The organism is Hyphomicrobium sp., assembly GCF_041659645.1.
Lineage (GTDB): Bacteria > Pseudomonadota > Alphaproteobacteria > Rhizobiales > Hyphomicrobiaceae > Hyphomicrobium_B.
Map to the genome: position 1 here is coordinate 915,851 of NZ_JBAZXX010000001.1, position 13,735 is coordinate 929,585.

The following is a 13,735-nucleotide window of genomic DNA, read 5'->3' on the forward strand; positions in this document are numbered from 1 at the left end:
CTTTCCGCGTTTACCTTTTGTTAGGGTTTGCCGCCCTTTCCGCGTTCCACAATTCGACGGCAATTAAGTCTCCCTTAAGCACTCTCGGCAATATTCGGGTTCGTCTTTTGTGTCGGTTCGGTGCTTCGCGCCGGATTGACTCGACCAGGGAACCCGGATGTCTTTTGCGCGCACAGTACCGTTTCTCAGCGCTGCACTGGTATTGAGCGGTGTTGTCGGCGCGTCGGCTGCCGACCTCGGCGAACCTGATCTCAATGCCGCGCCGACCATGGCGCCGATGCCGGCGTACACGCGGAAATGGTATATCCGGGCCGATGGCGGATATTCCTGGTATCCCACGCCTTCAATAAGTTTGGGCGATTTCGATAATCACAGCACGAAGTCGAACGGGGCGTGGACCGTCGGCGGCGGCATCGGGCAATATTATGCCTGGGGCTTCCGGGGCGACATCACCGTCGACCACATGTTCGACGCCACGAGCGAAACCAACTTCGATTTCGGATCGTCGCGGCTCGACTTCAACAGCATGGTCGTGCTCGCCAACCTGTATTATGAATTCAATCGCGGCGACCGGTTCGTTCCGTATATCGGCGCCGGTCTCGGCTACGCGCACAACGAAACGAATTCCGGAACGGTCGTTGATGGCACGGGCACGTCGTCGTTCGGCGGCAAGTCGACGGATAATTTCGCGGTAGCTGCAATGGCTGGCGTTTCGTGGCGCCTTTGGGGCGGTCGCACGATGTACGTTTCGGGAAGTTCCAAAGACGATGAACCGGTGCAGGTCAACACTGGCAACGCCGTCTACCTCGATTTCGGATACCGCTTTCTTTATCTCGGCGACGCCAAGACGGCTTCATTCGATGCCGACGGCACGCCGGGTACTGAAAAGCTGAAAGAGATTACGGCGCATCAGTTTCGCGTCGGTGTGCGTTACGACCTGAACTAGTTTTCACGGTCCGGGCGTGTTGCCGCTCGGAAAGTTTTGTAGGCAGGCGCGGTCGTTTTCGCTCCTGTTTGAAATGCCAAAAGGTGCGGTTTGTACTGTGGTGTTTCGCGTTCGTGTGTCCTCGTTACGCGTGGTGCGCTCCTCTTTTGAGGAGCGCACAGGACACCGACCGGAGCCTGCTTTTCCCTCCCTAGGCTTTGTTAGCGCAAGCGTAGCGTTGAGCAGAGTCACGAGTGGCGCGCGTATGTTTCGCAGCGCCAACATTGAGGGGTGGGGTTATGAGATCTGCGAAATCGTGGATTGCGATGATATTTGTGATGGCTTCCGGTGTGGCGCCTGCGATGGCGGCCGACTGGGGAGGCGTCAAGGACATGGGCGGCGGCGTTCCGATCCCGGTGCCTGCTCCCGCGCCGGTGCCGACCTATGATGCGGACAGCGACTGGTATGTCGGGCTGGCGCTCGGCGGCAACTTGCTCACGGATGCGACGATCAAGGATTCCGACCCCAACATGCCCGTAAAGGACGGCAGCGATATTGCGATGTCGCCCACCTTTGGATTGATGTTTGGTCGCTACATTACGCCGTCATTGCGCTGGGAGATTGCGGTCGATTACACGCCGAATACAAATCTCATCGACGGCGAAATGAAATATAGGACATTCGGGGAGCCGGGGACCGCGATAGAAACCCAGGAATATGGCGTTTTTCGCAATGAAACCGTAAAGCTTTCAAGGACCACAGCGCTCTTTAATCTTCTTTACGATATTCCGACGGGTACGCGCTTCACGCCTTACCTCGGCGGCGGATTTGGGTTCTCGTGGCGACGTTTGCAACGTAACTATACCGAAACGGCTAGTTGCTCCGATACGTTCGATTTTCCCGGCATAAGTTGCAATAATGGTGGGACACCGGGCCCAGTGAGCAGGAGTGGTTCCAGCTCGAAAAATCAAATCAACCTTGCTGCTGCCGTGCAGGCAGGCATCGCAACCGAACTCACCGACTCGATCATCTGGGACAACGGCTGGCAGATGCTCTGGGAGAGCGGTGGCATCTCGATCGATGGCGACTCGATTTCAGGCGACAATCGCTTCACCTTCAAGGACTCGGTCCTGCAGCAGTTCCGCTCGGGCCTGCGTATCAAGTTCGATTAGAAAGCGTGCACCCTCGTGTTGCTTTGGTGCCGAAAAGGCGGTCGTTCGCGACCGCCTTTTTCTTTGTGCGGACGACGTGCTAAGAGGCGCCGATGATCAAGCCTCTAAAGCCAAAAACGAAGCCTGAAAGGCCATTCTTCTCCTCCGGCCCGTGCGCGAAACGCCCAGGATGGCGGCCGGACGTGCTTAATGGCGCGTTCGTCGGCCGTTCGCATCGCTCAGCGGAAGGCCGCGAGCGATTGAAGCTCGCAGTCACGCGGACGCGCGACGTTCTACGTTTGCCGCCGGGCTATGAAGTCGCGATCGTTCCGGGGTCGGACACCGGTGCGTTCGAACTCGCGATGTGGAATTTGCTCGGTGCGCGCGGTGTCGACGTGTTTGCATGGGATGTGTTCGGGCGAAATTGGCTGCGCGACGCGGCGGCGGAATTGAAGCTTCCCGATCTGCGCACGTTCGACGCCGAGCCGGGGCATCTGCCGGATCTCGGCAAAGCCGATTTCGCACGCGACGTGCTTTTCACCTGGAACGGCACGACGACGGGCGTTCGCGTGCCGAACGCCGATTGGATCGCGGCGGATCGCGACGGCTTGGTTTTTTGCGACGCGACCTCGGCGCTGTTCGCGGAAGACATCGATCTCCGCAAGATCGACGTGCTGACCTACTCTTGGCAGAAGGCGCTTGGCGGCGAAGGCGCGCACGGCATGCTCGTCGTGTCGCCGCGCGCGCTCGCGCGTTTAGAGTCGTATCGGCCGCCATGGCCGGTGCCGAAGCTTTTCCGGTTGTGGAATGCAGACGGTATTCTGCGCGATGTTTTCGAAGGCGTGACGCTCAACACGCCGTCGATGCTGTGTGTCGAGGATTATCTCGATGCGCTTGCGTGGGCGGCCGAGATCGGCGGTATCGAGGCGACGATTGTGCGGGCCGGGGCCAATTCGGCGGCGCTTTACGATTGGATCGAACGAACGGATTGGGCGGAACCTCTGGCCGTCGATCCGCGGACTTGGTCGCATACATCCGTCGCGCTGCGCTTTGCGGAGCCGGAAATCTCGGGGGCACCTGAGAGCGTGCGTCTCGGTGTCATGCACGGCATGGTACGGCGGCTTGAGAACGAAGGTGCGGCCTTCGACATCGCGGCGTATCGTGGCATGCCGGCGGGTTTGCGGATCTGGTGCGGCACGACGGTCGAGACACGGGACATCGTGGCCCTTCTCCCGTGGCTCGATTGGGCCTATGCGGAGGCTCGCTCAGCGGCGCTCCGTGGCTGAAAATCGTGAAATCCTTCGCGCAATCTGGTTAAAACCGGGCGTGTCAATGTCTTTCTATCGCGGCCGCCATCGGCCATACTCGGTCGGATCCGCCAGCCCGCTACGGCGTCGATCCCCCCAGGTGTCACAAACGATCAACAAGAGGTCATAGCTCGATGCGCCTTGTCTTAGCGGCCGTTTGTTTTGTCGGCTTCTCCGTGAACGCGCTTGCGGCGCAGGTTCCGGCGGTATCGACGGTCGATGCGGTCACGGTGTTTCTATCGGGCGCGGAGGTGACGCGGATCGCGAAGGCCCATCTCGACAAGGGAGAGCACACGATTATCGTCAGCGACGTGTCCGCGAGCGCGGTACCCGGCTCGATCCGGGTCGAAGGCCGGGCGACGGGCAAGCTCGATATCGGCTCGGTCGATACGGCGCGGAAACTTCTGCAGCAGGCCGAAAGCGAATCGGCCGACGCTCAACGCAAAATGCTCGAAGATAAAATCCAGGCGCTGAAGGACCAGAAGACGACGATCGACGCGCAGGCGCAGGCGGCGAAGACGCAAAAGAAGCTCATTGGGAATTTGGCTCAGCTGCCAATGCGCCGGGCGTCGGCATCGGAACCGGGGACGTCTCTCGATGATTGGACGAAGGTCCTGGCGCTGATCGCGCAAGGGACGACGGACGCCAGCAAGCTCGCGCTCGATGCCGAGCAGAAGACACGGCAAATCGATCGTCAGATCGCGGACGTCAATGCGCTGCTGTCGTCGCTCGCGCCGACGCGCACCGAGCAAACGGAATTGCGGATTCATGTCATTGCGCAGAGCCCGCTCGATGTCGATTTGAGCATTCACTATCAGGTCCCGGACGCCCGCTGGGTGCCGCTTTACGATGCACGGCTGTCGACCGGTTCGAAGACCGAGCCGCCGAGGCTTTCGCTCGACCGGCGCGCGGAGATCACGCAGCTTTCCGGGGAAGATTGGAACGGGGTCACTATGGAACTTTCGACGGCGCGGCCGTCGGACGGTTCGTCCGCTCCTGACCTCGAGACGCAGCTCGTCGATTTCGAGCCCGAGGCGAAGCCCGTCGCGACAATGTCTCCGCCGCCGTCGCCAGCCCCGACATTGATGGCAAAGCGCTCAGCCGCTGCAGAACTGGACGCGGCTCCAGCGCTTGGCGGCCAGGCGAACGCGCCGATGGAGGCCGCAGAGACCGTCGCACAGATCAAAAGCGCGCCGTTCGATGCGACGTTCGCGGTTCAGGGCCGGGTGACGATTGCCGCCACGGGGGAACCCAAGCGAGTGCTGCTGTCGACGGAAGACAGCGAGCCTGTGCTGGGCTGCCGGGCGGCGCCGAAGGTTGACGCTAACGCCTATCTCTATGCCAACATCAAAGTGACCAAGGGGCTGCCGATGTTGCCGGGGACCGTCTATCTGTTCCGCGACGGGACGTTCGTCGGAGCCGGGGATTTACCGCTTTTGCGGCCTGGCGAAGACCACGACATCGGTTTCGGCGTTGACGATCAGGTTAAAGTCAAGCATTCGGTGCTCGAAGACAAGCGCGGCGAGACCGGTCTCATTTCGACGTCGCATGTCGACAGCCGGAATTTCCAGGTCAATGTCAAGAATCTGCATGAGCGGGCCATCGACGTAACGATACTCGATCGCGTTCCGATCTCACAGAACGACGATATCAAGGTGGAGGTGACCGGACGGGCGTCGCCGACGACGCAAAACGTCGACGGCAAGCGCGGCGTCATTGCGTTTACGGCGCGGCTCGAACCGGATGAAGAGAAGATCCTCGAGTACGGCTATCGGGTGTCGTGGCCGGCGGCGAAGTCTATCGTTTACGGACCTTGAAGCGGCTGCTTCCGGTCCAAGACGTCTACAAGCGGGTATCCGCGAGGCCCTGGCTCAAGCCGGGGCCAAATCATGAGAAGGCTAAGAAGGTTTAACTGCAATGGCGAACGTTGTCGTGGTCGGAGCCCAATGGGGCGACGAGGGCAAAGGCAAGATCGTGGACTGGCTCTCGGAGCGCGCCGACGTGGTCGTGCGTTTCCAGGGCGGTCATAACGCCGGGCACACGCTCGTCATCGGTGGCAAGACGTTCAAACTCTCGCTATTGCCGTCAGGAGTCGTGCGGCCGGATAAAATGTCGGTCATCGGCAATGGCGTCGTCATCGATCCGTGGGCGCTTGTCAGCGAGATTCAGCGGCTGCAGGAGCAGGGCATCGTCATCACGCCGGATAATCTGCGCATTGCCGAGAACGCGACGCTGATCCTGCCGTTGCACCGTGAGCTCGACGTCGTGCGCGAAGCTGCAGCCGGCACCGAGAAGATCGGCACGACGGGGCGCGGCATTGGTCCCGCCTACGAAGACAAGGTCGGCCGCCGTGCGATCCGCTTTCAGGATCTGGCGTCGCCCGCCACTCTCGGCCCCAAGATCGATCGCGTGCTCGCACATCACAATGCGTTACGTCGCGGCCTCGAACAGCCGGAAGTTTCCAAAGACCAACTCATCGCGGAGCTGGTCGAGATTGCGCCGAAGGTTCTGCCTTACGCCGACGTGACGTGGGAGTTTCTCGATCGGGCGTGGCGGCAGGGTAAGCGTATTTTGTTCGAGGGCGCGCAGGGCGCATTACTCGACGTCGATCACGGCACATATCCCTATGTCACGTCGTCGAATACGGTTGCGGCGCAGGCGGCGACGGGCTCGGGTATCGGACCGCGTCATGTCGGCTATGTACTCGGCATTGCCAAGGCCTACACAACGCGCGTGGGGTCGGGGCCATTTCCGACGGAACTGGTGGACGCGATCGGGGAGAAAATCGGCGAGCGTGGCCGCGAGTTCGGAACCGTGACAGGACGCAAGCGCCGCTGCGGCTGGTTTGATAGCGTGCTCGTGCGGCAGGTGGCGAAGGTCTCCGGGATCGACGGCATCGCGCTGACGAAGCTCGACGTCCTCGACGGATTTGACACGATCCGCATTTGCGTCGGTTACAAGTTCGGCGGCGAGACGCTCGACCGATTGCCCGCGAGCGCGACGGCGCAGGCCGAGGTCGAACCAATCTACGAAGAGTTCGAAGGTTGGTCGGAATCGACTTACGGCGCGAGGCGCTGGGCGGATCTCCCGGCGCAGGCCGTGAAGTACGTTCGCCGCGTCGAGGAACTGATCGAGTGCCCGGTGACGCTCCTGTCGACAAGTCCGGAGCGAGACGACACCATCCTGATGAAAGATCCTTTCATCTGATCTGAAGTTTGCGGAAGGGGGCGATTTCGATGTTTTTTATCGCGTCGAAAGTTATCTTCTTCTGCATTCAGCCGTCGAGCTTGGCGTTCTTCGCGCTTCTGCTCGGTGTGCTTATGGTGCGCAGGTGTCCGAAGTGGGGACGGCGGTTTCTTTATGCCGGTCTCGCGATTGTCGTGCTTTTCGGCATCCTTCCCGGCGGAAACATCCTGGTGCTGCCGCTGGAAGAGCGCTTCGGATTGCATGTGCCGCCGCTGCCACAAGAAAAAATCAGCGGCATCATTCTGCTCGGCGGTTTCGAGGACGGTTCGGTTACGCTGACTCGTGGCGGTCTCGCGCTCAATGAAGCGGCCGAACGGTTGACGGAATCGCTTCGCCTCGCGCGGACGCTTCCCGGCGCCAAGGTGGTTTTCACAGGCGGCAGCGGTTCGCTGTTCGGCGGGGAAGGTATTGGCGGTCCGGTACGGCAGTATTTCATTGATGCCGGGATCGCGCCCGATCGCATCGTCGTCGAAAATGCGTCCCGCAATACCTATGAGAATGCGACGTTCACGAAGGCTTTGCTGAAACCGACGCCGGAGGATCGCTGGCTTCTCGTAACGTCGGCCTATCATATGCCGCGTTCGGTGGGTGTGTTTCGTCGGGTCGGATTCGATGTCGTGCCGTATCCTGTCGACTTCCGGACGAGCGGCGAGGGTGATGCGTTTCGTCCCTTCGACAGCATCGCGGCCGGATTGCAGCGCACCGATCTCGCCGTCAAGGAATGGATCGGCCTTGTCGCATATTGGGTCTCGGGCCGAAGTTCCGCGCTCTTTCCCGGACCCTGACGTCGCCCTCGATTGGATGGTGCGTGCCTCGATGCGTCAGCCTTGGCTGTTGTGCGCCGCACGCTGAGGATCGCAATCTCGCCGACGCTTTTCGTTTGGAACAAACGCGTCGCGGGCACGGTTGGGGGTCTGTGTCTTGGCGAGGAGACGTGCAATGCACGAGATCATCTATCTTATCGGATTAATCGTGGTCATCTCGTTTCTTCTGAGCCTTCTGGGTTTTAGATGATCGATGGAGATTCTGTGATGGCCGACGTCATCGAGATCGAAGCAAGCAGTCCTGCGGAATCATTTTTGAGTTGGCGGGGCGTTCTCGCGGGTGCCGTGTCGGGATCGGCGGTGTCGTTGATCCTAGTGTCGCTCGGAGTTGCGGGCGGCTTGTCGCTGCTTTCACCGTGGCCCGGCCAATCGTATACGGGCATCGCCGCGAGCGTTGCCGCAGCATGGGGATTGATCGCGACGATCGGAGCTTTCCTCGTGGCGGGATTCATAGCGGCGCGCGTGCGGCCTCGGATTGCCGACGTGCCCATCGACGAAGTCGAATTTCGTGATGGGCTTCAGGGTCTCGTTACCGGCGCTGTATGCGTATTGTTCGGAGGCCTCCTGGCGCTGGGTGCGGGTGCCGCGGCTCTTCATGCGGGCTCGGCGGTCGCCAAGTTTTCCGGTTCAAATGCTGGCAGTCCTTTGTCAGCGATCGTCTCGACGATGGTGGCGCCGCCTGATGGGAAGCCGGTAACCGCCGTGCAATTGCTCAATACGGATGAGACAACAACGATCGAGGGCATTTTCCTCAAATCATTCGGCCGCGACGGGCTTGCAACCACCGATAAAACCTTCGTTGCGAATATTATTGCGGCGAAGACGGGTATCCCGCTCGCTGACGCGCAAACGCGGGTGGACGCGGCTTATGCAGATGCGATCGTGGCCCTGGACAAAGCTAAGAAGGCAACCGAACTTTCAGGCTTGCTGACGGGATTGGGACTTCTTATCGGGCTTGTCGCGGCGTGGTTTGGCGGCATTCGCGGTGGCAAAAGCCGCGATGAAAACACCCCTGCGCGCTTCAGGTTCTCAGGCTGGTGAACCTGTTAGCGGCACGTTATTCGCCGAGAATAATGCGCGGCTTGCGGCGCGGCTTCGGCAGCGTCGGAAGCGCAGGCCCAAACAGCGGTTGGACCAAGTTGTAGTTTGGCCCGGCCGCGCCACCGCTATTTCGTCCGTTCCAACCGGAATCCGGTCCGAGCATGGTGTCGGGCGGTAACGTCGGTCCGCGCTGGTCGACCGGCGCGACGGGGACGTCTCCTGCCGCTGCCCGGGGGCCGGAGCCTGAACGGGGTTCTGCGCCGACCGGACCGAGCGACAAGACCAAGAAGGTCGCGGCCGCACTTGCGATGGCGAAGGGTCTCATCGGGATGTCCTCTGGGTGAGACTTGGAATTTCCAACATTAGATTAGCCCCTGGAAGCCCCGGCGAAAAGACCATCCGCCCTTATCCTCGCGGCTGCTGCCATAAAGGCACAAATTACTGGTTTTCACCGCCTCCTGCAGGAAAATGGGGCCGCCGGTCCCCGAGTTTCCATGCAGTACAGGCGTCGTGATAGTGGAGCAAAAGCGACGCCGAACCGTTAAAACGCCGGCATTAATTGAATAGGTCAGAAGCTGACTGGAACGGTGATCGGATCGATCGTGATGATGCCGTTCGATGAACTGGAGTTTCCTTGCAAGATCTGAAGAACGGCGGAGGTCGACGCGACGTCTGAGTTGTTGACGTCATAGAGCGCGGAGAACTGGGCAATGAGCTTGTTCACCTTTGTCGGGTCCTGAAGGTCGGAGATATTGAGTTTCTTGGTGATCATCGTCGCTTGAACGTCGATGTCGGCGGCCGACATGTAGCTCGAAAGGCCGAGAGCAGTCTGGGTGAATTGCAGAAGCGCTTTGTCGCCCAAGATCTGATAGGGCGAGGTGATGCTCGATGCCTTCTTCAGGAAATAGAGGGCCAGGCGGGCGCCGTCGCTTTGATTGCCGGCCTGCGTTTCCATCGTCTGCTCGACGTAGCCATCTGTCGTCGTGATGAGCTGGCTGCGGTCTTGAACGATGGTCGCCGGGACATCGAGCGTCTTGCCATCGGTGCCAAAATTGAATGCGACGTCAAGCGCGCGATACTTCGAGTTCTCCGGCTTATTGATGTAGCTCTTGGGATCGGTCGGATCGCTGGTCAGAATTTGGCGCAAGTCGTCGGTCGAAAGATTGGCGCTCTTCAGGTCGTATGCATCGAGGGCGAATTTGACGAGGCGTGAGTTCTTGAGGAAATCATCGACATTCGTGATCGTGCCCATGGTGGTCGCGTAGTAGGTGCCTTCGGTTTGCGCCATCGTTTGCTGCTGGGTCTCGGTCGCGCCGGAGGCGGCGACGCCGCCATTGTTCAATAGATATTGCGTAACGGTCGCGGACAAATTCGTATTTGTCTGGGCCACGGATGCGGTCTTGGCGTTGCCCTTCGAGTCAAAATTGAAGTCGGAGGCGAGCTTTATATAAGCGGCGTTGTGCGATTGGTTGACGAAGCTTTTCTGGTCGTCCGGGTCGCTCTCCAAAATCTTCGTGAGTGTATATTTCGACATCGTACTGGAATCGAAGCCATACGCGCTCAGGATGTAATTGTAGGCCGTGGTGTTCAGCAGGTCGTTGATCGTCGAGACGCTGCCCACGGCATTTTTGTAGGCGGTTGTCGCGGTATCGTTGGCCGTCTGCTGGGCGTCGTCGTAACCCGTCGAATACAGATTGACGACGCTGTTGGTCTGATCCGTCGTTTGAGCCGAGCCGTTGACGGAGCCGTCGGAATTGAAGTTGAACGCCGCCGCGAGCTTTTTAAACGCAGCGTTGCTCTGTTGGTTGGCAACACTGTTCGGGTCCGAAAGATCGCTCGTCAAAACCTGACGAAGCAAGGTTTGCGATTGCAAATTTGGGTTCAGGTCGAAAGCATTTAGCGCAACGTCCATCAAGGTGCTGTTGGCGAGGAGATCGTCGACCGACGTGATGCCCGCTATGCCGGCTTTATAATATTGGGTTTTGTAGGCGGCGGCCGCAGGTGTCGCGCTGGTTCCGGTGGCGTTATAATATTGATAGACCGTCGTTGTGGTCTTGGCTGCCGACTGCGCTGTGCCGTTGACGCTGCCATCTGTGTTGAAGTTGAAAGCTCCGGCGAGCAATTTGTAGTTTGAGTTATTCAGCGTGTTCGCGGTGCTGTTGGGATCTGAAAGATCGCTCGTCAGGACGGCGCGGATCGTCGTCTTCGATACGAGATCGGGATTGAGCCCATAGGCGGAGACCGCGAAGTTCAGAAGGCGCGGGTTCGACATCAGCTGATCGACGGATGTGATGTTGCCGATATTCGCTTGGTAGTACGTCGCTTCGGTCGAGGCGGCCGTGCCCTTATTGACCTGAGTCTGCGTGTAGGCATCGACGGTGTCGTCTTCGTCGGAGGAATTTTGGACGACGACGGGTTGGGTGGCGATGGTGCCTTCGGTCGAGAATTGATAGGCTTTCGCGAACGTTAGGAAGCGCGGGTCGGTGAGATGGTTGACGAAGCTGCTGCTGTCGCTGAGATCGCTTGTCAAAACCTTCTTCATGAAGGCCTTGGCGTAGTTGAAATCGCTTAAGCCATAGGCCGTCATCGCGTACGAGAACAGGCGCGGGTTGTTCAGGAAATCATCGACCGAGGACACTTTGCCGATGTTGTCTTGATAATATTTTGCCGCGTTCGAGACGTCGGATTGAGCGCCGATACGCGCAAGCGTTTTCGGGAGGTTGGCCGCGTAGCTCTGGTAGAGGAGATACGTCGAGGTCATTGCCGATATTCCGCTTCAGGTGCCTTGTGTCTGGCGAACTTTCGGTCTCACGGCTTGCGCGAGCCTGCCGAAGCCACACCTACTGTTCTGGATACAACTTTCGCGACCGCCTTCGACCGTATCCGCGTGATGGTCAGCGGATTCGGTTACGACGACGTTACGATTGTTTCCGAGGGTGCCGGATTTAGCCGGGATTTTTGGCTGGTGGTTCTGCAACCACGAGGCCTTGGTACGCGGCGAGAGAATTGGGCTCCAATTCGCAGGCCAGGATGCGCTGCGGATCGACAGGTCCGGGAAAGACGATCTGGTCCATCGGCACGCGTTTGAAACCGAACCGGCCGTAATAGGGATCGTCGCCGACGAGGACGATAAGTTTCGCGCCGCCGGTGCGCGCGGCGTCGAACGCAGCGGCGATCAGCTTGCTGCCGAGGCCGAGGCTCCGATGCTCGCTATCGACGGCGACCGGACCGAGCAACACGGCGCCGGATTTGCCTCCGACGGTGATCTCGGTGGTTCGGATGGAGGCGACGATCGTTTTGCCAAGGCAGGCAACAAGGCAAAACCGCGATAGATGGCCTTTGCCTTCGCGGACCCGATAGGCAGACCGGGCAAAGCGCCCAGGGCCAAAGACTCGTGCATGCAACTCGGATATCTCAGCGATATCGTCGGGGAGTGCCGCTCGGATGGTCAACGATGAAGGCATGCGTGGATACAAGAAGCTTTACGGACTGAGGAGGGCCGGCGGGGCTTCTATCACACTTCCGAAGCTGTGCGATCTCTAAGGGAGCGGCGAATTCGCTCGGCCGCCAGCGGACAGATGCCTGATGGCAGGCGCGCGGTGTGAAAAAAGCTCGTTTTGCGAGGAGCCGGTCCGGGATGGGGCCGCCAATGGCGGACGACATACACACCCGTCTGCCCGCTCTTGTCCGGAGCGTAAAAGAACGACAATTCGGGTTTGCCGTTAACTTCAATGCCGGCCGCGCTCCGGAGGACCCGGCGCAAGCCCGTTTCGAGATTTTCATCTTTCTGGACTGCTCCGCCGGGTAATTCCCAGCTGCCGCCACTTTCATTTCGGACCATAAGGATGCGACCGGCTTCGTCGACGACACAGGCATCGACGGCGAGGCGGAGTCCGCGGACCACCCGCCAATATTTTTGAAAGGCACGGGCAATCCACCGGCCGACCAGAGGAATGTCTTCTCTCAACGGCAAACTCTCCTTTTTCGTGCCCGTCGCTGGACATTTCCCAATCCGCAAGGTGATCTAGACTGTGCCCCTCCCAATATATCCTTCCCGCAGCAAATGACCGAAGCATTCACCCTCGCACATTTTTCCGACGTGCACTTGCCGCCCGTTTTCGGTGCGGGGTGGCCGTATTGGAATGCGAAACGGATGCTCGGGTACTTGAATTGGATGCGTAAGCGCCGCCGCGTCCACCATGGGACGATTGCCGATAAGCTGATCGCCGACGCCAAAGCCTTGCGGCCAGATCATATCGCGATTACCGGCGACCTCATCAATCTCGGGTTACCGCAGGAATACGAGGCGGCGCTCGCGTGGCTGAAAAAGGTCGGCAAGCCTGCCAACGTCACGGTCGTTCCGGGAAATCATGACATCTACTCCAGCCTGCATGGCGATCCCGGGGTCGCGCGATGGGCAGACTACATGGGCGGCGAAGACGACAACTTGGCGTTTCCGTTCGTTCGGCGAGTCGGGCCGATCGCACTGGTCGGGTTGAATTCCGCGGTTGAGACGCCGCCCTTTTACGCCAGCGGCAAACTTGGCCGGCACCAGCTTGAGATTACAGGCGAGCTTCTCGATGCGCTCGGCGAGGAGGGTGCAGTCCGCGTGGTGCTGATCCATCATCCGCCGTTGCCGGATCTCGCGCCTTCGCGACGGGCATTGAGCGACGCGGCGCATCTCGCGCATCTTCTTGAGCGTGGTAACGCCGAACTCGTGCTCTACGGTCACAATCACCGGACACGCGTCGATTGGCTGGCGTCGCGGCGAGGTCCAATTCCTGTTGTCGGAATCGGATCGGCATCGGCGGCGATTGCGCATGGCGAGGAGCCAACCGCGAACTACAATCTCTTCACGTTTTTCAAAAACGAGAATGGCCTGCGCATTCGTCATATTGTGCGCGGCATCGACGGCGACGTCGGGACGGTCAAGAAAATAAGCGAAACCGTGTTGAACGCGCCTGCGTAAAAATTCGTCACGATGTGTTGCCGCATTGTATACATCGCGGCCAAATGCCACGCGATCAACGAAAATGTATCTGCGATGCCGCATCGTGACGCGTCGTCTTCGTGCGCGCTGTATGTATGCTTACCTGCTAAGCCGTCATGATCGCACGGACGCCCACGGGATGGGCCGGTAACGCGCGACGAGCCTATGTAACATTTACACGCTAGTGACTAAGGTGGGTGAAAGCCTGTCGTTCTGACGCGGCGCCAATGACACAAGCTTGCCGCGAGCAG

The 13,735-nt window shown here is 59.6% G+C and carries 12 protein-coding genes; 8 read left to right on the forward strand and 4 right to left on the reverse strand.

Annotated elements, in window-relative coordinates; genetic code table 11:
• The first annotated feature begins 157 nt into the window (after positions 1–157).
• From WC811_RS04280 to WC811_RS04310, 7 genes are all read left to right on the forward strand, one after another.
• The gene (locus tag WC811_RS04280; protein ID WP_372641319.1) at positions 158–946 is read left to right on the forward strand and encodes an outer membrane protein; all 789 of its coding nucleotides are present in this window, start codon (positions 158–160) and stop codon (positions 944–946) included.
• A gap of 278 nt (positions 947–1,224) precedes the next feature.
• The gene (locus WC811_RS04285; protein WP_372641321.1) at positions 1,225–2,097 is read left to right on the forward strand and encodes a hypothetical protein; all 873 of its coding nucleotides are present in this window, start codon (positions 1,225–1,227) and stop codon (positions 2,095–2,097) included.
• A gap of 92 nt (positions 2,098–2,189) precedes the next feature.
• On the forward strand, positions 2,190–3,362 hold the full coding sequence (locus WC811_RS04290) for a phosphoserine transaminase (RefSeq protein ID WP_372641323.1): 1,173 nt from the start codon (positions 2,190–2,192) through the stop codon (positions 3,360–3,362).
• Positions 3,363–3,517: 155 nt separating this feature from the next.
• Entirely contained in the window at positions 3,518–5,200 is a 1,683-nt protein-coding gene (locus tag WC811_RS04295) for a mucoidy inhibitor MuiA family protein (RefSeq protein WP_372641325.1), read from the forward strand.
• A gap of 100 nt (positions 5,201–5,300) precedes the next feature.
• Entirely contained in the window at positions 5,301–6,590 is a 1,290-nt protein-coding gene (locus tag WC811_RS04300) for an adenylosuccinate synthase (protein ID WP_372641327.1), read from the forward strand.
• Between the two features lie 29 nt (positions 6,591–6,619).
• Positions 6,620–7,414 carry a YdcF family protein gene (locus WC811_RS04305; protein WP_372641329.1) on the forward strand — a complete coding sequence of 265 codons (795 nt, stop codon included), beginning with the start codon at positions 6,620–6,622 and terminating at the stop codon, positions 7,412–7,414.
• Positions 7,415–7,660: 246 nt separating this feature from the next.
• Positions 7,661–8,494 (forward strand): hypothetical protein, encoded by an 834-nt coding sequence (locus WC811_RS04310; protein WP_372641331.1) that lies wholly within the window; start codon positions 7,661–7,663, stop codon positions 8,492–8,494.
• Between the two features lie 16 nt (positions 8,495–8,510).
• Here the strand turns inward: WC811_RS04310 and WC811_RS04315 are convergent, their stop codons facing one another.
• The 4 genes from WC811_RS04315 to WC811_RS04330 form a co-directional block, all read right to left on the reverse strand.
• Positions 8,511–8,819, reverse strand: coding sequence for a hypothetical protein (locus WC811_RS04315; RefSeq protein ID WP_372641333.1), 309 nt, complete (start codon positions 8,817–8,819; stop codon positions 8,511–8,513).
• Positions 8,820–9,062: 243 nt separating this feature from the next.
• Entirely contained in the window at positions 9,063–11,255 is a 2,193-nt protein-coding gene (locus WC811_RS04320) for a DUF1217 domain-containing protein (protein ID WP_372641335.1), read from the reverse strand.
• Positions 11,256–11,439: 184 nt separating this feature from the next.
• The gene (locus WC811_RS04325) at positions 11,440–11,958 is read right to left on the reverse strand and encodes a GNAT family N-acetyltransferase (RefSeq protein WP_372641336.1); all 519 of its coding nucleotides are present in this window, start codon (positions 11,956–11,958) and stop codon (positions 11,440–11,442) included.
• A gap of 50 nt (positions 11,959–12,008) precedes the next feature.
• Positions 12,009–12,461 (reverse strand): NUDIX domain-containing protein, encoded by a 453-nt coding sequence (locus WC811_RS04330; protein WP_372641338.1) that lies wholly within the window; start codon positions 12,459–12,461, stop codon positions 12,009–12,011.
• Positions 12,462–12,557: 96 nt separating this feature from the next.
• Between WC811_RS04330 and WC811_RS04335 the strand changes: the two genes are divergently transcribed.
• Entirely contained in the window at positions 12,558–13,463 is a 906-nt protein-coding gene (locus tag WC811_RS04335; RefSeq protein WP_372641340.1) for a metallophosphoesterase, read from the forward strand.
• The last annotated feature ends 272 nt before the right edge of the window (positions 13,464–13,735 follow it).